Source organism: Haloplanus natans DSM 17983, from assembly GCF_000427685.1.
GTDB classification, from domain to species: domain Archaea; phylum Halobacteriota; class Halobacteria; order Halobacteriales; family Haloferacaceae; genus Haloplanus; species Haloplanus natans.
Window position 1 is genome coordinate 2,871,001 of the sequence record NZ_KE386573.1, and the last position, 22,994, is coordinate 2,893,994.

Annotated in this window: 32 protein-coding genes, 1 tRNA gene and 1 pseudogene; 15 read left to right on the forward strand and 19 right to left on the reverse strand. The window is 65.2% G+C overall.

Features of this window, described 5'->3' with window-relative positions:
- Positions 1-17 precede the first annotated feature (17 nt).
- The 4 genes from HALNA_RS16840 to HALNA_RS16855 all read left to right on the forward strand — a co-directional run bounded on the left by HALNA_RS16840 (position 18) and on the right by HALNA_RS16855 (position 4,055).
- On the forward strand, positions 18-371 hold the full coding sequence (locus tag HALNA_RS16840; protein WP_049937501.1) for a 4a-hydroxytetrahydrobiopterin dehydratase: 354 nt from the start codon (positions 18-20) through the stop codon (positions 369-371).
- Between the two features lie 41 nt (positions 372-412).
- Positions 413-880 carry an FKBP-type peptidyl-prolyl cis-trans isomerase gene (locus tag HALNA_RS16845; RefSeq protein WP_049937502.1) on the forward strand — a complete coding sequence of 156 codons (468 nt, stop codon included), beginning with the start codon at positions 413-415 and terminating at the stop codon, positions 878-880.
- A gap of 29 nt (positions 881-909) precedes the next feature.
- Positions 910-3,033: a DNA mismatch repair endonuclease MutL gene (mutL, locus tag HALNA_RS16850; protein ID WP_049937503.1), complete on the forward strand. Its 2,124-nt coding sequence runs from the start codon at positions 910-912 to the stop codon at positions 3,031-3,033.
- A gap of 71 nt (positions 3,034-3,104) precedes the next feature.
- A complete protein-coding gene (locus tag HALNA_RS16855; RefSeq protein WP_049937504.1) occupies positions 3,105-4,055 on the forward strand; it encodes a sugar kinase in 951 nt (316 codons plus the stop codon).
- Between the two features lie 286 nt (positions 4,056-4,341).
- On the opposite strand, the gene HALNA_RS16860 is transcribed toward HALNA_RS16855, so the two are convergent.
- The 4 genes from HALNA_RS16860 to HALNA_RS16875 are packed head-to-tail and all read right to left on the reverse strand — an operon-like array spanning position 4,342 to position 6,775.
- Positions 4,342-4,671, reverse strand: coding sequence for a hypothetical protein (locus HALNA_RS16860; RefSeq protein ID WP_049937505.1), 330 nt, complete (start codon positions 4,669-4,671; stop codon positions 4,342-4,344).
- Positions 4,668-5,549, reverse strand: a complete 882-nt coding sequence (locus tag HALNA_RS16865) for a helix-hairpin-helix domain-containing protein (protein ID WP_049937506.1) — start codon at positions 5,547-5,549, stop codon at positions 4,668-4,670. The genes HALNA_RS16860 and HALNA_RS16865 overlap by 4 nt, the downstream gene beginning before the upstream one ends.
- On the reverse strand, positions 5,542-6,159 hold the full coding sequence (locus HALNA_RS16870; protein WP_049937507.1) for a DUF2589 domain-containing protein: 618 nt from the start codon (positions 6,157-6,159) through the stop codon (positions 5,542-5,544). The genes HALNA_RS16865 and HALNA_RS16870 overlap by 8 nt, the downstream gene beginning before the upstream one ends.
- A gap of 7 nt (positions 6,160-6,166) precedes the next feature.
- Entirely contained in the window at positions 6,167-6,775 is a 609-nt protein-coding gene (locus HALNA_RS16875; RefSeq protein WP_049937508.1) for a DUF2589 domain-containing protein, read from the reverse strand.
- Positions 6,776-6,891: 116 nt separating this feature from the next.
- Here HALNA_RS16875 and HALNA_RS16880 point away from each other — a divergent pair, with 116 nt between their 5' ends.
- Together HALNA_RS16880 and HALNA_RS16885 are read left to right on the forward strand one after the other, a co-directional pair.
- Positions 6,892-7,632, forward strand: coding sequence for a DUF7537 family lipoprotein (locus HALNA_RS16880; RefSeq protein ID WP_049937509.1), 741 nt, complete (start codon positions 6,892-6,894; stop codon positions 7,630-7,632).
- Between the two features lie 490 nt (positions 7,633-8,122).
- Positions 8,123-8,905 (forward strand): VOC family protein, encoded by a 783-nt coding sequence (locus HALNA_RS16885; RefSeq protein WP_049937510.1) that lies wholly within the window; start codon positions 8,123-8,125, stop codon positions 8,903-8,905.
- A 128-nt stretch (positions 8,906-9,033) separates the two neighbouring features.
- Here the strand turns inward: HALNA_RS16885 and HALNA_RS16890 are convergent, their stop codons facing one another.
- The gene (locus HALNA_RS16890) at positions 9,034-9,522 is read right to left on the reverse strand and encodes an Lrp/AsnC family transcriptional regulator (protein WP_049937511.1); all 489 of its coding nucleotides are present in this window, start codon (positions 9,520-9,522) and stop codon (positions 9,034-9,036) included.
- Positions 9,523-9,546: 24 nt separating this feature from the next.
- A complete protein-coding gene (locus tag HALNA_RS16895) occupies positions 9,547-9,966 on the reverse strand; it encodes a universal stress protein (RefSeq protein ID WP_049937512.1) in 420 nt (139 codons plus the stop codon).
- Positions 9,967-10,033: 67 nt separating this feature from the next.
- On the opposite strand from HALNA_RS16895, the gene HALNA_RS19500 reads away from it, so the two are divergent.
- The 3 genes from HALNA_RS19500 to HALNA_RS20930 all read left to right on the forward strand — a co-directional run bounded on the left by HALNA_RS19500 (position 10,034) and on the right by HALNA_RS20930 (position 11,992).
- The gene (locus HALNA_RS19500) at positions 10,034-10,654 is read left to right on the forward strand and encodes an IS6 family transposase (RefSeq protein ID WP_084510172.1); all 621 of its coding nucleotides are present in this window, start codon (positions 10,034-10,036) and stop codon (positions 10,652-10,654) included.
- Positions 10,641-10,793 (forward strand): IclR family transcriptional regulator C-terminal domain-containing protein, encoded by a 153-nt coding sequence (locus HALNA_RS20300; protein WP_157573604.1) that lies wholly within the window; start codon positions 10,641-10,643, stop codon positions 10,791-10,793. Before HALNA_RS19500 ends, HALNA_RS20300 begins: the two co-directional genes overlap by 14 nt.
- A 686-nt stretch (positions 10,794-11,479) precedes the next feature.
- Positions 11,480-11,992: a winged helix-turn-helix domain-containing protein gene (locus tag HALNA_RS20930; RefSeq protein WP_211226035.1), complete on the forward strand. Its 513-nt coding sequence runs from the start codon at positions 11,480-11,482 to the stop codon at positions 11,990-11,992.
- On the opposite strand, the gene HALNA_RS20935 is transcribed toward HALNA_RS20930, so the two are convergent.
- Positions 11,989-12,318 (reverse strand): hypothetical protein, encoded by a 330-nt coding sequence (locus tag HALNA_RS20935; RefSeq protein WP_049937513.1) that lies wholly within the window; start codon positions 12,316-12,318, stop codon positions 11,989-11,991. The two genes, HALNA_RS20930 and HALNA_RS20935, sit on opposite strands and share 4 nt — an antisense overlap.
- A gap of 202 nt (positions 12,319-12,520) precedes the next feature.
- On the opposite strand from HALNA_RS20935, the pseudogene HALNA_RS16910 reads away from it, so the two are divergent.
- Positions 12,521-13,480, forward strand: a pseudogene (locus HALNA_RS16910) (RNA-guided endonuclease TnpB family protein); the annotation flags it as partial.
- A 277-nt stretch (positions 13,481-13,757) separates the two neighbouring features.
- Here HALNA_RS16910 and HALNA_RS16915 read toward each other — a convergent pair.
- A tRNA-Phe gene (locus HALNA_RS16915) sits at positions 13,758-13,831 on the reverse strand.
- Between the two features lie 55 nt (positions 13,832-13,886).
- Complete coding sequence (locus HALNA_RS16920) at positions 13,887-14,480, reverse strand: hypothetical protein (RefSeq protein ID WP_049937514.1); 594 nt, start codon at positions 14,478-14,480, stop codon at positions 13,887-13,889.
- An 80-nt stretch (positions 14,481-14,560) separates the two neighbouring features.
- On the opposite strand from HALNA_RS16920, the gene HALNA_RS21415 reads away from it, so the two are divergent.
- Together HALNA_RS21415 and HALNA_RS16925 are read left to right on the forward strand one after the other, a co-directional pair.
- On the forward strand, positions 14,561-14,692 hold the full coding sequence (locus tag HALNA_RS21415) for a hypothetical protein (protein ID WP_281172121.1): 132 nt from the start codon (positions 14,561-14,563) through the stop codon (positions 14,690-14,692).
- Positions 14,693-14,724: 32 nt separating this feature from the next.
- Entirely contained in the window at positions 14,725-15,015 is a 291-nt protein-coding gene (locus HALNA_RS16925) for a hypothetical protein (protein WP_049937515.1), read from the forward strand.
- 50 nt (positions 15,016-15,065) lie between these two features.
- Here HALNA_RS16925 and HALNA_RS16930 read toward each other — a convergent pair whose 3' ends face one another.
- The 8 genes from HALNA_RS16930 to HALNA_RS16965 all read right to left on the reverse strand — a co-directional run bounded on the left by HALNA_RS16930 (position 15,066) and on the right by HALNA_RS16965 (position 19,056).
- On the reverse strand, positions 15,066-15,584 hold the full coding sequence (locus HALNA_RS16930; RefSeq protein ID WP_049937516.1) for an Ntn hydrolase family protein: 519 nt from the start codon (positions 15,582-15,584) through the stop codon (positions 15,066-15,068).
- A gap of 38 nt (positions 15,585-15,622) precedes the next feature.
- Positions 15,623-16,705, reverse strand: a complete 1,083-nt coding sequence (gene ftsY, locus HALNA_RS16935) for a signal recognition particle-docking protein FtsY (protein WP_049937517.1) — start codon at positions 16,703-16,705, stop codon at positions 15,623-15,625.
- A gap of 9 nt (positions 16,706-16,714) precedes the next feature.
- The gene (gene pfdA / locus HALNA_RS16940; protein WP_049937518.1) at positions 16,715-17,176 is read right to left on the reverse strand and encodes a prefoldin subunit alpha; all 462 of its coding nucleotides are present in this window, start codon (positions 17,174-17,176) and stop codon (positions 16,715-16,717) included.
- Positions 17,176-17,352, reverse strand: a complete 177-nt coding sequence (gene rpl18a / locus HALNA_RS16945) for a 50S ribosomal protein L18Ae (protein WP_049937519.1) — start codon at positions 17,350-17,352, stop codon at positions 17,176-17,178. The genes pfdA and rpl18a overlap by 1 nt, the downstream gene beginning before the upstream one ends.
- 36 nt (positions 17,353-17,388) lie before the next feature.
- Positions 17,389-18,054, reverse strand: a complete 666-nt coding sequence (locus HALNA_RS16950; RefSeq protein ID WP_049937520.1) for a translation initiation factor IF-6 — start codon at positions 18,052-18,054, stop codon at positions 17,389-17,391.
- Position 18,055: 1 nt separating this feature from the next.
- Positions 18,056-18,334, reverse strand: a complete 279-nt coding sequence (locus HALNA_RS16955; protein ID WP_049937521.1) for a 50S ribosomal protein L31e — start codon at positions 18,332-18,334, stop codon at positions 18,056-18,058.
- A complete protein-coding gene (locus tag HALNA_RS16960; RefSeq protein ID WP_049937522.1) occupies positions 18,335-18,487 on the reverse strand; it encodes a 50S ribosomal protein L39e in 153 nt (50 codons plus the stop codon). It lies immediately after the preceding gene.
- A gap of 77 nt (positions 18,488-18,564) precedes the next feature.
- The gene (locus HALNA_RS16965; protein WP_049938108.1) at positions 18,565-19,056 is read right to left on the reverse strand and encodes a peroxiredoxin family protein; all 492 of its coding nucleotides are present in this window, start codon (positions 19,054-19,056) and stop codon (positions 18,565-18,567) included.
- A 714-nt stretch (positions 19,057-19,770) separates the two neighbouring features.
- Between HALNA_RS16965 and HALNA_RS16970 the strand changes: the two genes are divergently transcribed.
- Positions 19,771-20,376: a CocE/NonD family hydrolase C-terminal non-catalytic domain-containing protein gene (locus tag HALNA_RS16970; protein WP_049937523.1), complete on the forward strand. Its 606-nt coding sequence runs from the start codon at positions 19,771-19,773 to the stop codon at positions 20,374-20,376.
- A 243-nt stretch (positions 20,377-20,619) separates the two neighbouring features.
- Here the strand turns inward: HALNA_RS16970 and thpR are convergent, their stop codons facing one another.
- On the reverse strand, positions 20,620-21,174 hold the full coding sequence (gene thpR / locus HALNA_RS16975) for an RNA 2',3'-cyclic phosphodiesterase (protein WP_049937524.1): 555 nt from the start codon (positions 21,172-21,174) through the stop codon (positions 20,620-20,622).
- 91 nt (positions 21,175-21,265) lie between these two features.
- On the opposite strand from thpR, the gene HALNA_RS16980 reads away from it, so the two are divergent.
- Positions 21,266-21,997, forward strand: coding sequence for a tetratricopeptide repeat protein (locus HALNA_RS16980; protein ID WP_049937525.1), 732 nt, complete (start codon positions 21,266-21,268; stop codon positions 21,995-21,997).
- Positions 21,998-22,288 carry a DUF424 domain-containing protein gene (locus HALNA_RS16985; protein WP_049937527.1) on the forward strand — a complete coding sequence of 97 codons (291 nt, stop codon included), beginning with the start codon at positions 21,998-22,000 and terminating at the stop codon, positions 22,286-22,288.
- Here HALNA_RS16985 and HALNA_RS20940 read toward each other — a convergent pair.
- A complete protein-coding gene (locus HALNA_RS20940) occupies positions 22,285-22,980 on the reverse strand; it encodes a DUF4352 domain-containing protein (protein ID WP_049937528.1) in 696 nt (231 codons plus the stop codon). The genes HALNA_RS16985 and HALNA_RS20940 overlap by 4 nt on opposite strands.
- Positions 22,981-22,994: the final 14 nt, after the last annotated feature.

A 22,994-nucleotide genomic window follows, 5' to 3' on the forward strand; every position in this document is an offset into this window, starting at 1 on the left:
CGGCCCTACCCCTTCATATGTCCTCACTCGCGGACGAACCGTGCGAAGCCTGTACGAGCGACGACGAACCCCTCACCAGCGACGAGTACTCGGAGTATCTCGATAGCGTCCGGTCGGACGTGTGGGAAGTCGTGGACGACCACCACCTGACGGCCCACTACGAGTTCGACGACTTCCGTGACGCCCTGGAGTTCACGTACGAGATCGGCGAACTCGCGGAGGAGGAGTGGCACCACCCCGATATCGCGCTCGCGTGGGGGGAAGTCGAGGTGGAGATGTGGACCCACAAGATCGACGGCCTCCACAAGACGGACTTCGTGATGGCGGCGCGGATGGACCGCCTCTACGGGCCGTACGAACCCGAGGAGTAACCGATCCCAGTCCTTATCCCTCCGACAGCCGACGAACGGGTATGGCTATCACTACTGGCGATACGGTTACCATCGAGTACACCGGCCGTCTCGACGACGGCTCCGTGTTCGACACGACGGACGAATCGGTCGCCGAGGAGGCCGGTCTACTCGACGAACAGCCAAACCGGGAGTTCGAACCGCTCACCGTCGAGGTGGGCGAGGGTAATCTCATCGAAGGGATGGAGGAGGGTCTGCTGGGGCTCGAAGCGGGCGATTCGGAGACGCTCACCATCCCCCCCGCGGAGGCGTACGGTGAGGCCTCGGACGACCAGACCCGCGAGTTCGAGCGGGGCCGATTCGAGGAGATGGTCGGCCAAGAAGCCGCCGAAGGGATGCAGGTGCAGGCACAGGGCGGAGCGAGCGGGACGGTCACCACCATCTCCGACGACGCCGTCGAGGTGAGCTTTCAGCACCCGCTCGCGGGCGAGACGCTGACGTTCGAAATCGACGTCCTGTCGGTCGAATAGTTCAATAGCCCGCCGACCGTCGTGCCCCCGTGAGCGAGACGCCGACCATCCACGCGCTCGACGACGCGACGGTGCGCCGAATCGCCGCCGGCGAGGTGGTCGAGCGCCCCGCTAGCGTCGTGAAGGAACTGCTCGAAAACAGCCTCGACGCCGACGCCTCGCGGGTGACCGTCGCCGTCGAGGGCGGTGGCGTCGAAGGTGTGCGCGTCCGCGACGACGGCGTCGGGATGACAGCCGCGGACCTCGAACGCGCGGTCGAAGAACACACGACGAGCAAGATCAGCGACGGCGACGACCTCGAAGCCGTGGGTACCCTCGGCTTCCGGGGCGAGGCGCTCCACACCATCGGCGCCGTCTCGCGGCTGACGATCCGCTCCCGACCCCGCGCGGGCGGGCGCGGACACGAACTCACGGTTGAGGGGGGCAACGCAGGCGACATCGAACCGTCGGGCTGTCCGCCCGGAACCGCCGTCGAGGTGGCGGACCTGTTTTACAACACGCCGGCGCGACGGAAGTTCCTCAAAACCGAGGCGACGGAGTTCGACCACGTCAACCGCGTGGTGACGCAGTACGCCCTCGCCAACCCGGACGTGGCGACGACGCTCGAACACGACGGACGCGAGGTGTTCTCGACGGAGGGTAGCGGCGACCTCGAATCGACGGTGCTTGCCGTCTACGGCCGGGAAGTCGCGTCGGCGATGGTGAGCATCGACGCCGAACCCGAGAGTGGCTCCGTTACCGCGGTGTCGGGGGTGGTGAGCCATCCCGAGACGACGCGGGCCGGCCGGGAGTACCTCTCGACGTTCGTCAACGGCCGCTACGTCACCGCTGGGACGCTCCGCGAGGCGGTGCTTTCGGCCTACGGTGGCCAACTCGCGCCGGATCGCTTCCCCTTCGCCGTCCTCTTCGTCGAGGTGCCGCCGGACGAAGTCGACGTCAACGTCCATCCCCGAAAGATGGAAGTCAGGTGGGAGCAAGAAGACGCCGTCGCCGACGCGGTGGAGACGGCAGTGCGCGAGGCGTTGTTAGCGGAGGGACTCGTCCGCTCGTCGGCGCCGCGGGGACGGTCCGCACCCGCGGAGACGGAGATCGACCCCGAGTCGCCGGCACGGGAGGTGGCGGGCGGCGAGGCCGCCGAGGCGGACGACGAGGCGGCCACGCCGACCGACGACGCGCCATCGGCCGACGCGTCGGGGCGTGATGACGGGACGACGACGGATTCGGAGACGCCGGACGCCGACGGCGAGACGGCGCGGACACACACGTCGACACTCGACGACGTGACCGGGGCGGCGCGGACGGCCGACTCGGCCGCGAAATCGGACACAACGGGGTCTGCACCGCCGTTGACGGACGAGTCGGATTCGCGTCGGGACGCCGGCGACGCGAGCGCGAGAACGAACGATCGGGCAGTTGCCGACGAGGGCGTGACCGCGCATCCGGCGACCGACGATACGGACCGGGACTGGTGCGGCGGCGCCGTCGCGCCCACCGACCAACGGACCCTCGACGGCGAGACGGCGACGCCGGACCGCGAGTTCGACCGCTTGCCCGCGATGCGCGTCCTCGGCCAGTTCGACGAGACGTACGTCGTCGCGGAGACGCCGGATGGCCTGGTCCTGATCGACCAGCACGCGGCGGACGAACGGATCAACTACGAACGGCTCCAGGGGAAGCTGAGCGGCGAAACGCCGACGCAGGCGCTCGCCGAGCCGGTCGAACTCGAACTCACGGGGCGGGAGTCGGAGCTGTTCGCGACCTACCGCGACGCGCTGGCGGCGTTGGGCTTTCACGCCGACCGGGTCGCCGACCGGACCGTCGAGGTGCGGACGGTGCCGACGGTGTTCGATTCGGCGCTCGACCCGTCGCTCCTGCGCGATGCGCTGACGGGCTTTGCGGACGGATCGGCGGGCGAGACGGTCGACGCCGTGGCCGACGCCCTCCTCGCGGATCTGGCGTGCTATCCCTCCATTACGGGCAACACGTCGCTGACGGAGGGATCGGTGGTCGACTTACTCGGCGCCCTCGACGACTGTGAGAACCCCTTCGCCTGCCCGCACGGGCGGCCGGTCGTCGTCGCGTTCGATCGCGTGGAGATCGAGGATCGGTTCGAACGCGATTATCCGGGGCACGCCGGGCGGCGGGCGGAGTGAGCCGCGTCGGCGGCGAGACGCGGCGCGTCGAGCGGGCACATCTTTTTGCGCCACTCTGCCGAAATGCGCTCGTGACCGATCTGGTAACCGTCGGCGAAGCCACCCTCCGGTTCTCGCCGCCACGTGGCGAACGCATCGAGACGGCGGGGACGTTCGCGGCCCACGTGGGCGGTCCGGAGAGCAACGTCGCGGCCGCGGCGGCGACGATGGGGCTCGACGCCGTCTGGCTGTCGAAACTCCCCGACACGGCGCTCGGGCGGCGGGTGGTCGGCGACCTGCGCCGGCACGGCGTCCGGACGGGCGTGGTGTGGACCGACGCCGACGACGGCCGGCTGTCGACCGCGTTCGTCGAGCGCGGCGGGACCGCCGGGGCGACGACCGTTACGGACCGCGACGACGCCGCGGTGACGACGATGACCGAAGACGACGTGCCACTCGGCGTGCTCCGCGACGCCGAGACGGTGTTCGTCGGCGGCGCGACGCCCGCCCGCTCGGAGACGCTCTTGGAGACGACGGAGTGGCTCCTGTCGGTGGCGAGCGACGCGGGGGCGACGTGCGCGTTCGACACGCGGTTCGGGGCGACGGGGCTCGACGCCGCGACGGCCCGTGAACTGTACGACCGCCTGCTCGACGACGTGGACGTGTTGATCGTCGACGAGACGGACGCCGAGGCGGTGTACGGCCTCGACGGCGACGTGGTGCCGACGGGCCACAGCCTCCGGACGCGGTACGACTGCGAGACGGTGGTCGTCACCCGCGAGGACCCGACCCACGCGGTCGTCGGGCTGGAAGGCGAGTCGATCTACGAAGTACCGCCGTACGAAGCCGACACGCGGGACCCTGCGGGCGTCCACGACGCGTTCGTCGGTGGCTTTCTGTCGGGACGACACCGCGGCGCCGGCGTACGGGAGGCGTTGCGCGACGGCGCGGCGACCGCGGCGCTCAAACGGACCATCGTCGGTGACGCCGTCGTCGGCTCGCGCCGGGACGTCGTGGAGATACAGGCTCGCCGGGAGCGGTAGGCTGGAAAAGCGGCAGCAGCCGACCCACACCCGGTCGGGGAGACGGGTGGGGCCGGACGGAACGTCGGTCGGGGAGACGCTGCGGGGACCGACGCCACCGGCACACGGGGAGGTCGTCCGGAAGGCGTCGGCAGTTCCACGTACACCCGGTGGGCGCATAAATCCATCAAAGGCTTAGATTCGCGTTTCAGTCTCGAGGGGCCTTCGGATGTCGGACGCCCCGATGGGCGGGCACGCCGGCGACGGACGGAGTGACCGTCGACGTTGGGAGCCGGCCGAGGGGCGATCACTCGATGTCGACGTGTTCCGAGCCATCGAACGCCCCGTCGAGTTCGTCGCTGGGATTCTGCGCGACGGCCGAGCCGAGCGCGCCGATACCGCCGAGATCGCCGGTGATCCACGTGATGCTCCCGCTGGATTCGAGGAATCCGAACCGCCCGTTCGCCTCGTCGATAACGAGGACGCCAGCGAAGAAGCCGTTCTGGCCTTCCGCGATAGTCGCGTCGTACCCCTGTGCTTCGAGCTGTGGCCGGTAGCGCTCCAGCCGTTCTTCGAGCCGTTCTCGCTCCGCGTTCGTGAGCTGATCGAAATACTGGGTCAGTGGTTCGTCGGTCATGTCTCCTCTTCCGTCGTGTCGGGTTCGTCGCTCGATTCGTCGGCCTCGGTCCCGGGACGCATCGCCGCTGCGTCCTCGAGAGCCCGGAGTTTGGTGCTTGCTTCGTCGATCCATCGCTCCGCACGCTCGGACGAGACGCTCACCGACTCGGAAGTCGTCGCCTCGGCTATCTCCTCGGGTGAGCGCTCGACCAGCGACGAGAGCGCCGTGATCCCCGCGTCCCGGAGCCGGGTCCCGAACACGGGACCGATCCCGTCGACGAGTTCGACCGGAAGCGCCTCGTCGTCCGCCGACAGGAGCGCGATCAACCCACGGGCTTCGTCGAGCCAGGCCGCCGTCGTCTCCGGTGACACGTCGACGCCTTCGCGCTCGACGGCCGCGGAGAGCTCCGTCGGCGATCGATCGACGAGATCCGTCAGCCGTTCGATGCCCACGGCTTCGAGCGCCGCCCGATGCTCCGGGTCGATGTCCTCGACGGCGTCGATCGATTCGTCCACGACCGTCGAGGCGTCCTCGTCCACGCGCTCGCGTGCCTTCGACGGACCGTCGTCGGTCGGGACGAGTCCGTCCAGGTCGTCGAGGTCCCCCCGTTCGAGGAGTTCGAGCAGATCGACGGTGAAGGTGAGTTGCGAGGCGTCCGCCTCGCCGGCGTCGGTCACGAACACCTCGGTTCCGCGTTTCGTCTCCTCGGCGACCAACCCCACGTCGAGGGTGATTTCCACCTCGCTCGCGTGGTAGACTGGGACGGCGACGTCGTCGGGGACGGTCCCCGATTCCAGAAGCTCCGCCAGTCGCTGGTGTCCGTGCTGGAGTGCCTGCATCTCCGCCTCGGAGAACGAGTCGTACAGCGACGCGAGGAACTCGGTGAGTTCAGTCATCGCGGTTGTCCGACTCGGCTTCGTGCACCCGTTCCGGCGTGATCGACGACGCCCGACGACGCTTCTCGAGGCGTTCGGTTCGCTTCTCGTCGACCCGTTCGAAGACGGCGTTGTTCGCCGCCCGTTCCAACATCTCCATGCCGGTCGATCCGTTCTCGAGTTCGGCGACCATCCGGATGTTCATGTCGAACTGTGCTTTCGTCGTCCGGTCGAGCGTCGTCGACTGGCCGGCCGGTTTGACGTTCAGACGGCGGGGCGCCGAGACGCGACCCAGTTTCGTCGATCGATCGGTCCCTTCGGTCTCCGTGATCCGCGCGGAGAACTCCTCCTCGATCTTGCTGACCTGTAGGTTCGGCAACGAGAGGAACAACAGGAGGGGAACGTCGATCTCCTTGCTGACGCGTCGCTCCCGTCCGGTCTCCGGGTCGACCTCGGTCGTCGTGTAGCCGAACGTCACCGTGACCAGGTCGCCGTCCGAATCGAACCCGGTTTCCAGCAGCATCTCGATCGTCTCGGACTGAGACTGAATGCTGGCGTCGATAGCCGCCACCAGCGGCCCGGAAAAGAGGACCGAGAGCGGCAGGTTCTCCAGATCGTCGAGTCCCGTCACGCTTCACCTACGGACTCGGCGACGACTCGGTCGTCTCCGTTTCGGTGATCGTCTCTTCCAGAACGTCGAACACTCTGGTGACGCCCGTCGGCGGTTCGACGCTCTCCGCCTCGACGTGGACGCTCTGGTCGTAGGTCCGCTCGATCTTCTGGGACTGGCTCTTCTGTTTCTGGTAACTCGCACTCACCTTCCACTTGACGTTGCCCGTGAACCAGCCCTGTTTGCCCTTGACCTCGCTGTCGATATCGAACTTGCTCGACGTCGCGTACGTCTGGACGGAGTTCAGTTTGACGTTGAAATCGACGGTGACCCGGCTGACTTCGAAGTACGGAATGTTGACCAGCAACAGGAGCGGCACCCGCATCTCGAACTCCTTTGTCGACTCGGCGCCCGATTCGTCGTCGATGACCGTCTTCTTGTACGAAAACGTCACGTACACCGGCTTCCGCGACGACTCCCAGTCGTCGGCCGCGTCCTGGAAGCCGACGTCCTGGATGAACTTCGCGGCCGTCATCGACGCGTCGGCGTTCGCCTCGACGGCCGCGTTGAGTGGCCCGCCGATGATCGTCCCGTAGGGAATACTACCTAACTCGCCGGGGAAGTTTGGATTGGGCATATGATACCTCAAACAGCTTGACACTCGGAGAGATGTTAAGTGTTTTCGCCGTTACCGGCACTGAACGGCGCGTTCCGACCGGCTAACCTTATGCTGTCAGCCAGCGTCCGAGTGTCATGCAGTGGAATCGTTTGGTCACGCTGGGTGTCGCCGTACTGATGCTGACGGCCGGCTGTCTCGGTGGCGGCACTCCCGCCGACGGTCCGGAGCTGACCGATCCGGAGGCGGCGCTACGTGACGCCGGGAGCTTCACGGTCACGTGGCAGTACGCCGGCGTCGACGCGAGCGGAGCCCGAACCGAGGTGCACCAGAAGTACTACGCCGACCTGCGTGGCGAACGCTCGCTTGCGAGTACGTCGTCGTTCCGCGACGGCCAACCCGACGGCACCACCGAGCAGTTCGTCGCCGACGGGACGATCTACCTCCGCACGGGCCCGGCGGACGCGCCCTCGTACGCCGCCTACCCCGGCACCGCGGACGTGGTCGGCACCGCCATCGCGCTCTCGCAGGCTCGCGCCTACGGCGCGAACGAGGACATGACAAAGCGCGGCACCGAGCGCTTCGACGGCGTGACCGTCACCCGCTACGAACTCTCCGAAGCCGATTCGCAGTTGATCCAAGCCGGCTCCGCGGCGACGGGCGGCGCGCCCGGCACCGCCGAAATCACCGACTTCCACTACGTCGTCCTCGTCGACGCGGACGGCCTCTCGCGATACGAGTCGTGGTCGTTCACCGGTCGAACCGCGGAAGGCCGGACGGTGAGCGGCGAGTGGGAGTACTCGCTGACGACGGTCGGATCGACGGCAGTCGAAGACCCCGGGTGGCTGGCGGCGGCGCAGGCGACGGTGAACGCGTGAGTATCGAACATATATAAGAAATAAATGTATTTTTTATTTCCTACATATTTGTGTACTGTCGATCGGCAGCGGAGTCGGCGGAAAACCCGCTATTCTGTATCGTAGGCGCTCGAAAAGCGACGTTTCGGACGGTGAACGGCGGTCGAACGCCGGTCGAGTTGGGATTCGTCACATCCGTCGGTCGACGCCGGCCGTATCAATACGAGAACCACCACGAAACTCCGTCTATCGTTCGAAAATCATCGACCGCCGCTGGAACAGTGACGAGCAGATCGGATGCCCGTCGAGTTTTCTGTTTCGATACACTTCTTTTGAACAGAGTATTATCTGATATTTGTAGAGGCCGGTAGAGCCCGACCACGTGAACGACTTCGTGCGGCGTCGATCCGCCGACCCTCGGCGTGATCGGTTCTCGACCGAACGGACCGACCCACGGCCGGCCGTGTCGAATGGGAGTCTTTTTTGAGCTAGCACCTGCATAGTTCCCTGTATGAGTTACATTCTCGACCACACGATGATGCGGGTGGGCGACCTAGAGGCGTCGCTCGACTGGTACCGGACACATCTGGCGTACGAGGAGAAAGACCGCTTCGAGGGGGACGGGTTCACCATCGTCTACCTCGGGCCGGAGGGTATGCACGAGGACGGGGCGATGCTCGAACTCACGCACAACGAGGGCGAGACGCCCAAGTTCGGCGACGCGTGGGGACACATCGCGGTGCGCGTCGAGGACGTCTACGAGGCCTACGAGGAACTGATGGACGGGGGCGTCGAGGACTACCGCGACCCCGACTCCTGTGGCGGGGGGTACGCGTTCGTGAAAGATCCCGACGGACACGAGGTGGAGTTGGTCGAACGCGACCACGGCGCACGGTGGAGCCTCGATCACACGATGATCCGCGTCGAGGACGCCGACGCGGCGATCGGTTTCTGGGGTCGGAAGTTCGAGTACGAAGGGACCGGGCGCTGGGAGGCCGACACCTTCGCCAACTACTTCATGAAGCCCGCGGGGGCCCCCGAAGAGGCGATGGCGGTCGAACTCACCTACAACTACGACGGGCGCACGTACGAACACGGCGACGCGTGGGGACATCTCTGTGTCCGGGTCGACGACCTCCACGACGACTGGGAGACGCTGTTGAAACGCGAAGCGCCGGACTACCGCGATCCGGCCTCGTGTGACGATATGTACGCGTTCACGAAAGACGGCGACGAACACGAGATCGAACTCATAGAGCGCGACGGGATCGACGGCGACCTCTTCCCGTTCTGATACGGTTTATTGTAAGTCATTGCCGGTGGTTCGCCGGGCCGTCCCGGCGAACCACCGGTAAACAGTTACAATAATCCGTATGAGCCACGGCGGCGCCACACGGCGATCGGCCGGGTCCGACACCTCGGCTACCGAAATCCGGAAGAGCTCCGTCGGCCTGCGTCCTCCTCTGTCCATCGGTCGTGGACGCTCGGGGTGCGACCCGTGTTGGTGACGATCTTTATTCGGATGTCGCGTAGTCGCTCGCTACCGAGGGTTTCGGCGATCCACTTGTGTGGAGTGTCCCGCGGGAGTTTGCCGAACACGTACAGCGAGGAGTCGGCGGAGACGAAATACTGGTCGACGTTCTCGCTCGTCTCCAGTGCCGCCTGGAGTTCGGCGACACGGTTCGGAACGGCGTCGAGAATCATCAGTACGTTCGTTCCCCCGCCGACCAGTTCGTAGTCGATGTCGATGGTGAACCGGCGGATAACCCCCTGCTCTTTGAGCCGGTTGATGCGATCCGAGACGGCTGGGGGGGAGAGATCGACCGCCGACGAGATTTCGTTGTACGTGCGGCGTGCATCTTCCGACAGTAGTTGGAGGATGATGACATCGGTTTCGTCCAGTTCTTGCATATCCTTTCTCCAGACGGGGTTGGGTTACCGGCTCTCCGAGGCTCCGCCGGTCACCGTCACCGGCAGATCCGTGTTGAGGATGACACCCTGCGTGACGCTTCCGAACAGCGCCTTGCCCGCGGGGGAGCGCTTGCGTCCACCGAGAACGATGTGGTCGACGTTGGCTCGCTCCGCCAGATCCACGATGCCTTCCTCGGGCGGGGAGTGCGCACTCCGGACGGTGACCGAGAACCCCTCGTCGTCCAACCGCTCCCGTGCCTCCTTGACGAGGGCGACCCGTTCCGGGCGTTGCATCTCCTTCGGTGCTCGTTCCTCCTCGCCCGTCAGGACGTGTGTGAGCACGACTTCAACCTCGTCCCTGTCGACGGGGAGGTCGATCAGCGCGGATATCTGCGTTCGTTCACGCTCTCTACTGCTGTCGAGTGGTACGAGCACCGTGTACATACCCGCAACTGCTTGGTCGCGTAAAGTTGAGCGTAGAGAGTGGGGCGTGCTGATTTCTAAGTTGTCCATGCACGAAATCACACGCCTCAGCGACGGTAGCGACTGGATCGAATTAGAGTTTGTGAAGCGTCAGCTGACACCCGAGTTCGCGATCCGGCTCGGTATTCGGATGCACGTGGCAGGACTATCACTTTCGAATACTACCTCGATTCTTGAAAGGTTGGGTGTCGAACGCTCTCGAGCGGCCGTCCACAGCCGGGTGCAGAAGGCCGACCTACAGCCCGAAGGCGGTGCGAGTCCGGATCACGTTGCACTCGACGAAACCGTGATTCGAATCAACGGACAGCAGTATTGGCTGTATGCTGCCGTCGATCCTGAAACGAACGCATTCCTTCATATCCGGCTTCTTAGCACGTATACGACCGTCCTAACCGAAATCTTCCCGAGTGAATTACGCGAGAAACACGATGTCGAAACCACCGTGTTTCTCGTCGACGATGCTCAGTGGCTCCAAACTGCCCTCGACCGACACGGCCTCGATTGCAGACACGAATTCCATGGCAATCGGAATACCGCCGAACGTATATTTAGAGAAGTGAAAGGCCAAACAGTTTTGTTTTCAAATACGTTCAACCACGTAGAGCCGACGACCGTAGAAACGTGGCTTCAAGCCCTTGCCGTCTGGTAGAATCGATGCCAAGGTTAATCCGACCGTCAGTATCGCCGGGCCGGCGAGTCGCTTTCAGGGCGACTACTTCGAGGAGGAACTCGCCCGACTCGTCTCCGACGCGGCGAACATGATCGAACTGAAAATTCAGGAGTACTGAACCGGCGAGCGAACACGCGAGGGTGGACGACGCCACAAAATTTCTAACAACATTATGTCTGTTACGAAGATGGGAGCGCTCGGCCGAGGTGAAACCGGTGGAGCCGAGCGGTCACACCCGCACTAATTATTTTTATTTTGGTATTTAAATCGTCTTATAGTATTTTTGGTAAATATATCCCGAGGCCAGCAGTATCGTAAAATCCACGCAGAGAAGTTGCGTATTAGCCCATTTAGATTCTATTTTCCGGCGATAAACGGCATACACTTCGATCAGAATCACCGGGATCGACAAAGGTGTGTACAGCGCCCGAGAATGCGCCGACTGTCGTGATACCACGGCCACATCGGACGGCATTTCGGATATTCGATATTGCATTTTTGGCGATTTAAGCACTCTAAATCCGAATACTATGCTTCTTCGACGATCCGCTACCCTCAACTGCAGCGGCCGGCTTCCACATCGACTGATCTACACACGGTAGTTCAAAAGTATAAATTTTCAGTGTATATCATAATTATGGATTTTTCGTTACAGGCTCATATCACATCGAATGGGTCGTTCGGCTGCGACCGACTGGACCGAGTCGGCTCGACGGCGTGGCGTTACCTGCTCGCTCCGTTCACAGGGTATGTCGAATAGACGAGTCCGTCAAACCTACATCGACGAAGTGTCGGAACTCGTCGATGGATAGTCTGAGCGGGCGTGAGCGTGTCCGGCACGTCGTCGAGTTGCTGGACGAGCCAACGCCGGTGCAGGAGATCGCCGACCGAGCAGATGTCTCGCGCCCAACGGCCGACGATGAACTCCAGCGACTGCGGAGTGATGACTGGGTCACCGAAACGACAGTCGACGGGACGAAAGCCTACGACCTGAATCCCGTGCGGATGCTCTTCGATGAAGTGACGGACCTGATCGAAGCCCACTCGCGCGACGAACTGGAGAGCCAGCTCACGGAGCTGAAGGAGGAACAGGAAGAGCTGGCGACGGCGTACGACGTGAGTTCGCTCGGCGAGTTCCGAGGAGAACTCGCTGACGAGGAGTTCTCGGCTGAGGAGCGTCGCGAGCGTCGCAACGTGATCGCCACGTGGGAGGCGATCAACACGGAACTCGGGCTCGTGAAGCACGCCCTCCAACTGTACGATGACGTCGTGGAACTCCCGTCACCGTGGACTGACTCCCCCTCGACACTCGCCTAATGGTCGGTTTCCTCGCTAATCGGGCAAATTTGCAGAGCAAGCGGCTCCCCGACCGCATCCAGAACCGACTCGGCGGTGAGTTCGAGAGCGTTCGGCGGCGACGTGCTGAGCCACGTGAAGCTGGCCCGTACCGGGTCGTTGCCGACGTGAACCCACGGCTCGATGACGACGAGTACCCAGTGACGGCCGCACGAGTCGAAATCGGATTTCAACTGCAGACTCGGGAGCCCCACGAGTACTACTGGTTCAACTGGATCGAGCCAGACCGAAGTCTGCTGGTCGGCTGGCATCAAGACGATACGCACGACGGCCTCGGACCAGTCCATCTGCAAGTGAACGACTGCGCGACACCCGTCGCGCACGAACCGGCCGAATTCATCGACTCACACAGAATCGAGGAGGAAGCCCACGGCTTTAGCCGTGGGCGGAATCCGACAAGGCTCGGAACAAACCACGAGCGATAGCAACCCGACTCCCCCACGCCAGTCGTTGAAATCATAAAGAGAAAATACGATATGTGAAATACGGGTGGAGGACGTGATTCGCACCGTCAAGGTCAAACTCGACGTACCCACAGAGCGGTGCGACGACCTCCATCGGACGAAAGACCAGTTTCTCCACTGCGCGAACACCACCGCAGCGTGGGCGTGGAGACACCCGAACGACTACTGTGTAACCTCGAAACAAAAAGCCGAGAACGCCCTTTACGACCAACTCCGCAACGAGACGGAGTTGACGGCAAACCTCGTCCAGAAAGGGATTCGGCGTGCTATGAGGCCACAAAAAGCGGTGTCGCCCGACTCCAGAAAGAAGACAACACCAGCCAACCGCACTTCGATGCGTGGAGCGTCGTGTACGACAAACGGAGTGCGACGTTCTACCGCGACCACGTTTCCCTTTCCACAGTGAACGGTCGCATCGAGTGCGACTACGTGCTTCCCGATGACGCAGAGAGGACACCGATTGGTGAGTACCTGCTGAACGAGGACTACGAGTTCAGAATGTCCACGTTACAGTACGACCGCCAAACAGAGTCGTTCTACCTCCACGCCCGAATGCGCCGAACCACGGATGAACAAGAGCAATCCACGACTTCCTCGTCCGACGCCACGCACAGAACAGTCCTTGGTGTTGACCTGAACGTGGACGGCTCGCTCGCCGTGACTTCCACAGACGCGTTCATCGGGAACGCCGACGAGATGAACCATCAACGCCGAGAGTTCGAGAAGACTCGCGGGTCGATGCAACAGGCGGGAACGCGGTCGGCGCACCTGTCGATTCAGTCGATGAACGACCGCGAACACCGCTGGATGCAAGACGAACTCCACCGTGCCTCAAACCAAATCCTCGAAGAAGCCCGCGACCACGGGTGTACGCATATCACGTTCGGGAACCTGACCGATATTCGTGACCGGATGGTTGGGGCGAAGCGGTTCCACGCGTGGGCGTTCCGTCGCTGGACATGAGAAGACCAAATACCGCGCCGAGCGGAGCGAGGCGCGGTTTCACCGGACGCGACCGGAGGGAGCGTCCGGGTCGTTTTTCCCCAAGTTTTTACGAGGAGTGGTGCCCGCAGGCCGCCGGAGGTGGCCGAGGACACCCGACGAAATAAAAAGTGGGAGTGTGCCGCCTCCCCGATTTGAACTCACCGAGACGGTCCGGGCATGCGGCTCGCTTCGCTCGCCGTTCCGGGCTGCGACTCGTCTGCTCAAATCGGTTCGGCGTCGTTTCCGTGACCGCTCGCTACGCTCGCGGTCTTGGAATATGCCGCCTCCCCGATTTGAACGGGGGACAGCTCGATCTTCAGTCGAGTGCTCTCCCAGTCTGAGCTAAGGCGGCGCAGTTCTGACGAGGGGGATAGTAGTCAAAAGGATTTCGGAACACGGCGGGGCGATCACGATACGTCGCGGCGTTCGGTGAAGACGCGCGTCCCGTTCGCGGTGCGGACCGTCGTCTCGATCCGGACGACGCCGTCGTTGGCCTCGATGCGCGCCGCGTCGAGGTAGCCCACGTCGACGGTGCGCGTCCGCATCACCGTCTCCCCCGCAACGAGACGGCCCACGTCGGACCGGCCTTGCCAGACGAGACTACCGTCGGTCGTAATCCGCGTCGTGACGGACACATCGCGGGCGGGCGCCGAGCCGCCGTTGGTCAGCGCGACCGTCACCTCACGACAGCGGGTGCTACACGACTCGATGGACCGAACCTGCATGGTGATCGTCGGCGGGGATTCGGCCGCCGCCTCCGTGCCCGTCGTCGCCGGCGTCGGCGTCGCCGTCGACACACTATCGGCCCCCGCCGCCGCAGAGGTTCCACCACCGCTCGCACCGATAGCGACGGCCACGAGCAACGCCACGACGAGACCGCCGAGCAGGACGGCAGTACCACGGTCCAGCGACGGGAACGCACCGGTGGCGGCCGACACCCCCTCGTCGTCGCTCCCGCTACTCGTCCCCGAAGGCGGTCGCTCGTCGTCCCCCGAGCCCATATCTCAACGTTGGCCGTCGGCGCGGATAGCTCTGATGGCCCCGATGGAGAGCCTTTTGCCGTGGCACGACAACAACCCACATGGAAGGGTCGTTCGTCTGCCCCATCTGTGAACACGAATGCAAGACTCGGAACCATCTACGCGAACACCTCCACGACCACCACCACAAAAGCGACATCATCGACCGGTATCTGGCGGAAGTAGAGGGATGAGTCCGAGCCACAGGTGGTGGGCGAATACGGCCGTGGAGTTATCGTCGCTGGGCGACTTCGATCCGACCGGAAAACGGCAGTTTCGGCGGGCGGTCGCCGAGGACCTGCGGACCACGCTGGACATCGAGGCGTACCGGCGAACGGTCGAACGTGAACCGGAGACCGAAGAGTTCGACGGTGGGTCGTCGCTCGAGTCCTCCGATATCGTGCCCGAGCCGATAGGGACCGCACGACGAGGAGACGATGGGATGGACGCCATTCGGTTCGAAATCATCCGAGACGCCCTCGGGACGGATCTCGCGGACGCGCTGGACCTCCCGTAGTGTCGGGACCGTTGCAGTGCGGATCGCGTGTCGGCGACGACCCGTCCGAGTCACGCCGGGAGTCGGTACACGTCGAACTCGGTCCCCGTCCCGGCGTCGCGTTCGGCGGCCGCCGAGAGCGCGTCGCGGGCGAGCGTCGTCGCCTCGTCGAGGGTCGCGTCGGGGTCGTGGCCCGCTTCGAGGGCACCCAGGACCACCGACGTGCCGCTTCCGAACGCCGCCACGTCGTCGGTAGCGACGCCACCGTTGGCGGTGACGGCTCGGAGACACGGCCCGCCGTCGGCGGCGGCGAGGACGACCGACGCGTCGAACTCGTCGGCGAGGTCGCTCGCCAGGCGGGTGAACGGGTCGATTCCCAGATCGCCGCGTTCGGTACGGTAGGCACGCACGTCGCCGGCGAGTCGGTCGGCGAAGCCGTCCACGTCCGCGGCCACGACGGCGGCGCCGGCGCGGCCGAAGTCGAAGACGTGTCGGCGGGACCGGCTGCGAACCTGTCCTCGATACACCGCCACGCGGTCGCCCGCGAGGACGACGCCACCGGCACACGCAACGCCGAGGACGGTGCTCATAGGGAGTGATTGAGCGGGCAGACGGGTAGGGATGTCGCCTACCCGACGAGGTCGGCGACCAGTTCCTCGGGGTCGAACCGATCGAGGTCGTCGTACCCCTGTCCGGTGCCGAGAAAGAGGACTGGCTTGCCGGTCACGTAGGCGACGGAGATGGCGGCGCCGCCCTGCGAGTCGGCGTCGGCTTTCGTCAGCACCGCGCCGTCGATTTCGGCGGCGTCGTCGAACTGCTTGGCGCGTTCGACGGCGTCCTGACCCGCGACCGCCTCGTCGACGAAGATGGTGAGGTCGGGATCGACGACGCGGTCGATCTTCTCCAACTGCGCCATGAGGTCGCTCGACGTGTGCAGGCGGCCGGCGGTGTCGCCGAGGACGACATCCACGTCGTTGGCCTCGGCGTACTCCACGCCGTCGTAGATGACGGCCGCGGGATCGCCGCCCTGTTCGTGAGCGATCAGCCGCTTGCCGAGCGCCTCGGCGTGTTCACGGATCTGCTCGTTCGCGCCCGCGCGGTAGGTATCACCGTTGGCGAGCACCGAGGAGTAGCCCCGCTCCTCCAGATACCGGGCCATCTTCGCGATGGTCGTCGTCTTGCCGACGCCGTTGACGCCGGTGAAGACGATGGTGACGGGCTTGTCCGCCTCGGCGATACGGGCCTCGAAATCGAACTGGCCGACGCTGATCACGTCGAGCAGGGCATCCCGGAGGGCGTCGGCGACGAGGTCGCCGGTGCTCGCCATCTGGGATTTGGTCTCGCCGATCAGACTCTCGCGAAGGTCGTCGAGGATGGCCTCGGCGACTCCCATCTCCACGTCGCTCTCCAGCAGGGCCATCTCGAGGTTCCAGAGCGGATCTTCGAGGTCTTCCTCCTCGAGGACGACTTTGCCGGTGGCGAAGGCCTTGGCCCGCTGGAGGCGACCGGGTCCGGAGTCGTCCGAGCCGTCGGCGTCCGCCGTGGCTTCGGCTTCGGGTTCCGCCTCGGCGGTCGAGTCGGGGTCGGGGTCCGATTCCGATTCCGATTCCGATTCGACCGCGTCGGCCTCGGACTCCATCTCGGCGGCGTCGGCACTCTCCTCCACGTCGCTCCGGAAACTGTCTAGCTTCTCTTTCAGTCCGTCGAACATCGGCGTTCGCTACTCGTCGCCCTGCTCTTGCTGTTGCTGGAGCTGCTGCATCTGCTGTTGCTGCATCTGCTGTTGCATCTGCTGGGCCTGCTGTTCGATCTCGCTGCTCTCGGCTTCGAGTTCGGAGATTTCGTCCTGCACGTCTTCGATCCGGTCGTCGAGGACGCCCTTCTTGCGTTCGAGCGCGTCGACGGCACCGTCCTGCTCCTGTTCGGCCGCGTAGCCGCCACCGAGGTCGACGATCACCTCGTCGATGTCCTGGATTTCCGCGCGGAGGTACGCGCCGCCGCCGAGCGGGACCTGCACCGTGGAGCCGCTGTCGAGCGTCTCGATGGCCTCGATGGCCTCGTCGATCTCGCTCTGACGGGTCCGGAGCCCCTCGATTTCGCTTTCCAGCTCTTCGATCTCCTCGTCGATCGCTTCGAGTTCCTGGGAGAGCTGCTGAAGTTGCTGCTGACCGCCGCCACCCATCATGCCGCGCTCACCTCGCTGATCTCGACCTGCGTGCGCTTGAGGCCGTGCTCGCTGCCGAGCTGTGAGAGCGTGTGCTCGCGCGCGACGTTCTCGTTGGGTGCGTCGATCGTCTTTTCGAAGTCCCGGTGACCGAGTCGATCCTGAAAGCGCCCGCTGACGACGTACTGACTCATGTATTGGAGGGTCGTGAGGAAGCGGGAAGTATCTTCCTACTCGATGTAGCCGAGCGTCTCCTCGATGCGACCCAGTTCCGGGCCGGTGGTGTCGGTCCCAACGACGTAGCCCGAATCGTTGGCGACGAGGCCGGAGCCGACCAGCGGCGCGCCGTAGTTGACGGTGCCGATGTCGGCGCGCACGTCGAGTACGTCCTCGATGGCCTCCAACTCCGGTTCCCGTGCTTTCGGGTGACAGAGGACGCCCTCGTTGGTCGCGACAGCGGCGGTGCCGACAGTGCGCACGTCGGCGAGGTCACCGCGCTCGACGGGCACGTCGAGCGCCGATTTGACGGCCCGAACGGCCTCCCGGCTCAGGTCCGGGTGGACGTACGCGCCGTAATCGTTCGCGAGAACGACGTTGCCGGCGGCGTTGATGCGACCGGGAAGTTCGGTCACGGGCAGGTCCGTCGCCTCCTCGATGGCGTCTATCTCGCGGCCGGTCGCCCGGCCGGAGACGAGCAGGCCGGTCTCGTTGCCGGCCGCGAGGGCGCCGACGGTGCCGGAGCCACCGACCGTCGTCGGCACGGCGTCGATGTCGAGTTCCGATGCCATGGCGGCGACGGTGTCTTCGTCGGCGTCGGGGCGCACGAGCAGACAGTCGTTCGTCGCCCGCGCGAACACCCCGACGTAGGACGACCCGGCGAAGGAGGCGCGTAACACGTTAGTCGGCGATCTCGGCTTCGACGGTCGGTTCCCCGTCCTCGACGAAGCGGGCAGCGCGAACGCGAAGCTTGCTTGGCGGGTTGTTGCGGCCCTGCGCCCACATCGCCTCGTTGATGCCGGGGTCGAGTCGGACCTCGCTCTCGTCGACCTTGAAGTGTTTCGCGAGATGCTCGCGAACGAGTTTCATCGCGCGGTCGGCGCGCTTGTTCGACGGCGCGGCCTTCGCATCGCGAAGCGGAACGGTGACGACGCGCTCCTCGAAGTCGTTCGCGCTCATCTATTCGTCCGTGTCGTTCCGGCGCCAGTTGCGCCGCTTGGGGTTGCGCGTTACCTGTCGGTCCGTCTTGAGCATGACCCAGGCGGGCACGCGGCTGTTCTGGTTCTCCAGTTTCGCGAGGCGCTTCTTTTTCGCCTTCGATTTCTTGCCCATAGTGGGCACCACTACCCGGTGGCTGCATAAAATCTTGTTCGTTCGGCCGTCGCCGCGGGACGCGACGCAGACCCCCGTCAGGCGCCGTCGAACGGGTCCGAGAAGCCGTTCCGGGCGTAGTAGCGGACGAAGTTCCCGTAGGTTCGGTCGCCAGGGTGGTCCGCGACCTGTTCGTAGCGGACGATACCGTCGGTGTCGATCACGTACGTCGCCGCGATGCCGGTCAGCCCGTGGCTCGTCTCCTCGGTCCCGCTGTACTGCCCGGCCACCTCACCGGCGGGGTCGGCGAGCAACTGCACGTCGGGGTCGTAGCGGTCCCGCATCTCGGTAACCGTTCCGAGCGAGTCGGTCACGACCGGGAGAACGCCCACGCTGTCGTGGAACCAGAGGTGGTAGGACACCTCGCTGAACGTCTGGAGCTGTTCGGCACAGAAACTGCACCAGTGTCCGCGGTTGATCAGGACTACCGTCGGTCCGTCGTCGAGTGTCTCCGAGAGCGTGACCGGTTCGCCGGCGGTGCTGTCGAGCGTGAAATCGGGGGCGTCGTCGTGTTCGAGACATACGTGGATCGGTGGGCGGCGCCCTCTTGACTTCCCAGCGGCTGGACTCGGGGCGAACACAACCGCAGGCTGTTCGCTATCGCAACATACGATTTATCCACCGCACACCGCCGAATCGGCGGGACCACCGTCTCCGAAGCGGGAGGGCGCTTCGACGCCGGAATCGGGAATAGAGTCCACACCCCAAGCGTCTCGCCGCAAGACAGGTCTGCGACTCGATCCGTCTCGACCGACCTCTTGGCGAGCAGTTCTCCTGATCCGCGGTGTGTCGAGAGGTTCAGACCCCGAGCGCTCCGGCCCCGGGGTGGCTCACAACAGCGGTTCGTGACCGTCCGGGTCGAGGGGACGGTTTTCGCGTCCGTGTCAGCCGGCAACGGCCCACGCGGCGGGAGGCATCCCGCCTCGGCACGGGAGACCCGTGAGCGCGTGTTCGACGTACCGCCGACACCGAAGACGTTCGAGAGGTCCCCCACGAATCGCTCGGACTCCCTACCGTTGATTAGCCGCCGCTACATCCGGTCGTCGCCGGGGACGACCGTCGCTCATAAATCACATATCGCGATACGAAATGGAGTCCACCACAGATGCCACCGGACGAACCGGCCGCGTATCGGACCGACGACTACACCCACGAAGCGCCGGACAGTACCGACCTCGCGATTCGGATCTTCCGGCCGGCCGAGGCGAACCTACCGTTCCCGACCCTGCTCCAGCGGGCGCCGTATGGGTCCCGAGACGCCCGACGGCCTCGGCGTGGCCGTTTCCGCCCTCGACGCCGGCTACGCCGTCGCCGCCGATACCGTCGACCGGCTCCACAGCGCGGGACGGCTCGACGACGGAACAGCCGCGGCGGCCCACGACGCCATCGAGTCGGCGACCGACGACCTGCTGGAGACGGCAACGACGCGGCCGCTGATCGAACTTCCTGCGTCCGTCTTCGCGGACGTGGCGCCCCCGTCCGGCGTGGTGCCGGCGGACCTCGTCCACCGGACCGACGATGCGGCGTACACCCTCACGAGCGGGGTACGGCGGGTGCGCTACCGGCGGGGTCGGGACCGCGAGACGCCGGTTCCGGACGGGCCGATGCGCGTTGCCGTCGACATGTGGGACGTACACCACCGCGTGCCCGCGGGCGATTGCCTCCGGCTGGAGGTGGCGAGCAGCGACGCGCCGCGATTCGACCCGCATCCGGGGACGACGCGTCCGTGGGAGGCGACGGACGAGGCGGTGTGTACGGCCGAACAGACGTTGTTTCACGAACTGGATCGCGAGAGCACGCTGACGGTGACACATCGCAGGGCGAGCCAGCCACCCACGATTTCGATATAGCGGACTGAAATATATCGTGGCCGCGAATCGGAAGAATCGGCGGCGACGAAAGCGTGAGAGTTGCTGAACGGCGCTCGACCGGAGAAATCGCAACCCGCTCGGAAGCCCATCCTGGCGTCGGAGGCATCCGTTCACTGGTTGCCGGGTCGACCGGCGTACGTCTCCCTCGAGGGCCGCCGTCGCCGCTCTCCGGTACGGCCTCGACTCGATAAACTACACTTCGCGATACGAAACGCCCGGAGCTCACGCGAACGGGACCCGTGCCACCGTCTCGTACACGGGGCCGTCGTCGGTCAGTCGGCTCTCGGTGAGACGGATCTCGGTCACGTCGAGACGCCCGACGGTCGGATCGGCTTCCTGGACGACTCGCTGTACCGCCTCTTTGCCCCGGGCGTCGTTCATCCGAGCGAGCGTGACGTGGGGCGTAAAGTCGTGGTCGGCTGGGTCGAAGCCGAGGGCCGTCGTCTCGCGTTCGACCGCGTCGTGGAGGCGGGTGAGTTCGGGGCCGCCCTCACGGACGCCGGCCCAGACGACGCTGATGTAGTCGAGCGAGGGAAAGACGCCGAGTCCGCCAACCACCATCGTGAAGCGACCGACGCCGGCGTCGTCGACGGCCGTGGTGAGGGCGGCCTCCAGGTCGTCGAGGCGGTCGGGAGCGACCTCGCCCAGGAACTCGAGCGTGACGTGGGCGCCCGCAGGGTCGACGGGGCGGAGGCTCCCCGTCTCGGGCAGGCGAGCCTGTGCGTCGGCGACCCCCTCGGCCAGTCCGTCGAGGTCGACGCTGACGAACAGTCGCATGGGAGGAGTTGGACGGTGAGCGGTCGTAAGTGCCACGGGGAGTCGAGTCGGTGACGCAGGTCTTAACCCACCTGACACCCAATCTCGGCGCATGGACGACGACCGCCCCCACCGATTCTCGGAAGGGCAGGGCTTCGACGAGGAGTACGAGGAGTTCTCGCTCGACCCGCCCGAACTCTCCGTCGACCCGTCACAGGTCGACCCGGTCGACTCGCGGGTGTTGACCGACATGCTCGACGAGCGCAACGTCGCCAGCGACCAAGTCGACGCCGAACGCCTCGTCGACGTTGGACTCTCCTACATGGGGATCAACCGCTTCGAGGAGGCGACGGAGACGTTCGAGCGGGCAGCGAGTTTCGCCGACGACGACCTAATCGAGCAGGAGGCGTGGGTGAACAAGGGCGCGGCCCACGCCCAACTGGAGGAGTTCGACGCGGCAGTCGGCGCCTACGAGGAAGCGCTGTCCATCGACGGGGACTCCGAACACGCCGCCGAGGCGCACACGAACCTCGCGTACGCGCTCTGGGAGTGGGGCCGGACGGAGCAGGCACTCGAACACGCGGAACGGGCGGTCGAGGTCGACCCCCGCTTCGGCCAGGCGTGGTACAACCGTGGCTTCTTCCTCTCGGAGCGCGGCCTACACGAGGAGGCGGTCGACTGCTTCGACAACGCCATCCGTCTCGGGATGCGCACCGCGGGCGTACTGGAGGAGAAGGCCATCGCGCTGGAGGAGGCCGGGCAGACGGAGGAGGCCGAGCGCGTCCAGCAACAGGCCGAGGAACTGCGCGAGGAGGCGGAGCGCGAACTGGTCGAGGATCGATAGATGCTCGTTCGCGAGCGCGACACGCCCGAGGGGCTGCTGGTCGCCGTCTGCGACGAGGAGTGTCTCGGCGAAACCTACGGCGACGGCGAGGTGTCGCTGACGGTGACCGAGGATTTTTACGGCGGCAGGGAAGCCGACCGAGACGAGGTGGTCGATTCGCTGACGCGAGCGTCGGTCGCCAACCTCGTCGGTGAACGGTGTGTCACGGTCGCCATCGAAGCCGGCCTGGTCGACGAGGAACGCGTCCTCGACCTCGACGGGGCGCTCCACGCCCAACTGCTCTGGCTCTAGGTGAACGAACTCCGCAGTTCCTCGACACCGGAGACGGAGCCGACGGGCACGTAATGTGTCTCGCCGGAGTCGCCGGTCGGGTTGACGCGAATCCAGTACGACCGGTCGGGATCGACGTCGAAGACGACGGCGCCGGTCTTGGAGCTCCCGGCGAGGACCGTTGCGGTCCCGATGGGCGTGACGTCGAGCCGGTCGTCGTCGCCGATCTTCGGGGTCGCTTCGTCGTCGAAATAGAGGATCTGCTCCTCGTTCCAGACGAGGAAGCTGTTGTTGGGGAACGAGATGGGCTCGTCCCGGGGGTTCGAGAGTTCGAGGATGACGATCAGATACGTCCCGTCGGCGGTCGAGTTGTTGGCGCTGCTGCCGATCCGATCGGCCCGAAAGAGTTCGGCGATCCGGTAACCGATGGCCTCGTCGCCGCTGCCGACGGTGAACGACTCCCCGATATCGTGGGTCGGGCCGTCCGGCCCGGCCGCCGCGGTGGTCGTCGGCTCGGCCGTCTCCGTCGCCGTCGGCTCGGCCGTCTCCGTCGCCGTCGGCTCGGCCGTCTCCGTCGCCGTCGGCTCGGCCGTCTCCGTCGCCGTCGGCTCGGCCGTCTCCGTCGCCGTCGCATCGCCGCCACCGCCGCCACAGCCGGCGAGCATCCCCGTGAGAACCGTTCCACACGCTGTCAGCACATGTCGACGTTCCATAGAGAGGTTACGTG

Coding starts and splice junctions, on each gene's coding strand:
- HALNA_RS16840 (WP_049937501.1), top strand. CDS start 18: ATGTCCTCACTCGCGGACGAACCGTGCGAAGCCTGTACGAGCGACGAC.
- HALNA_RS16845 (WP_049937502.1), top strand. CDS start 413: ATGGCTATCACTACTGGCGATACGGTTACCATCGAGTACACCGGCCGT.
- HALNA_RS16860 (WP_049937505.1), bottom strand. CDS start 4,671: ATGACCGACGAACCACTGACCCAGTATTTCGATCAGCTCACGAACGCG.
- HALNA_RS16865 (WP_049937506.1), bottom strand. CDS start 5,549: ATGACTGAACTCACCGAGTTCCTCGCGTCGCTGTACGACTCGTTCTCC.
- HALNA_RS16875 (WP_049937508.1), bottom strand. CDS start 6,775: ATGCCCAATCCAAACTTCCCCGGCGAGTTAGGTAGTATTCCCTACGGG.
- HALNA_RS16880 (WP_049937509.1), top strand. CDS start 6,892: ATGCAGTGGAATCGTTTGGTCACGCTGGGTGTCGCCGTACTGATGCTG.
- HALNA_RS16885 (WP_049937510.1), top strand. CDS start 8,123: ATGAGTTACATTCTCGACCACACGATGATGCGGGTGGGCGACCTAGAG.
- HALNA_RS16890 (WP_049937511.1), bottom strand. CDS start 9,522: ATGCAAGAACTGGACGAAACCGATGTCATCATCCTCCAACTACTGTCG.
- HALNA_RS16895 (WP_049937512.1), bottom strand. CDS start 9,966: ATGTACACGGTGCTCGTACCACTCGACAGCAGTAGAGAGCGTGAACGA.
- HALNA_RS19500 (WP_084510172.1), top strand. CDS start 10,034: ATGCACGAAATCACACGCCTCAGCGACGGTAGCGACTGGATCGAATTA.
- HALNA_RS20930 (WP_211226035.1), top strand. CDS start 11,480: ATGGATAGTCTGAGCGGGCGTGAGCGTGTCCGGCACGTCGTCGAGTTG.
- HALNA_RS20935 (WP_049937513.1), bottom strand. CDS start 12,318: ATGGACTGGTCCGAGGCCGTCGTGCGTATCGTCTTGATGCCAGCCGAC.
- HALNA_RS16920 (WP_049937514.1), bottom strand. CDS start 14,480: ATGGGCTCGGGGGACGACGAGCGACCGCCTTCGGGGACGAGTAGCGGG.
- HALNA_RS21415 (WP_281172121.1), top strand. CDS start 14,561: ATGGAAGGGTCGTTCGTCTGCCCCATCTGTGAACACGAATGCAAGACT.
- HALNA_RS16930 (WP_049937516.1), bottom strand. CDS start 15,584: ATGAGCACCGTCCTCGGCGTTGCGTGTGCCGGTGGCGTCGTCCTCGCG.
- ftsY (WP_049937517.1), bottom strand. CDS start 16,705: ATGTTCGACGGACTGAAAGAGAAGCTAGACAGTTTCCGGAGCGACGTG.
- pfdA (WP_049937518.1), bottom strand. CDS start 17,176: ATGGGTGGCGGCGGTCAGCAGCAACTTCAGCAGCTCTCCCAGGAACTC.
- rpl18a (WP_049937519.1), bottom strand. CDS start 17,352: ATGAGTCAGTACGTCGTCAGCGGGCGCTTTCAGGATCGACTCGGTCAC.
- HALNA_RS16955 (WP_049937521.1), bottom strand. CDS start 18,334: ATGAGCGCGAACGACTTCGAGGAGCGCGTCGTCACCGTTCCGCTTCGC.
- HALNA_RS16960 (WP_049937522.1), bottom strand. CDS start 18,487: ATGGGCAAGAAATCGAAGGCGAAAAAGAAGCGCCTCGCGAAACTGGAG.
- HALNA_RS16970 (WP_049937523.1), top strand. CDS start 19,771: ATGGGTCCCGAGACGCCCGACGGCCTCGGCGTGGCCGTTTCCGCCCTC.
- thpR (WP_049937524.1), bottom strand. CDS start 21,174: ATGCGACTGTTCGTCAGCGTCGACCTCGACGGACTGGCCGAGGGGGTC.
- HALNA_RS16980 (WP_049937525.1), top strand. CDS start 21,266: ATGGACGACGACCGCCCCCACCGATTCTCGGAAGGGCAGGGCTTCGAC.
- HALNA_RS16985 (WP_049937527.1), top strand. CDS start 21,998: ATGCTCGTTCGCGAGCGCGACACGCCCGAGGGGCTGCTGGTCGCCGTC.
- HALNA_RS20940 (WP_049937528.1), bottom strand. CDS start 22,980: ATGGAACGTCGACATGTGCTGACAGCGTGTGGAACGGTTCTCACGGGG.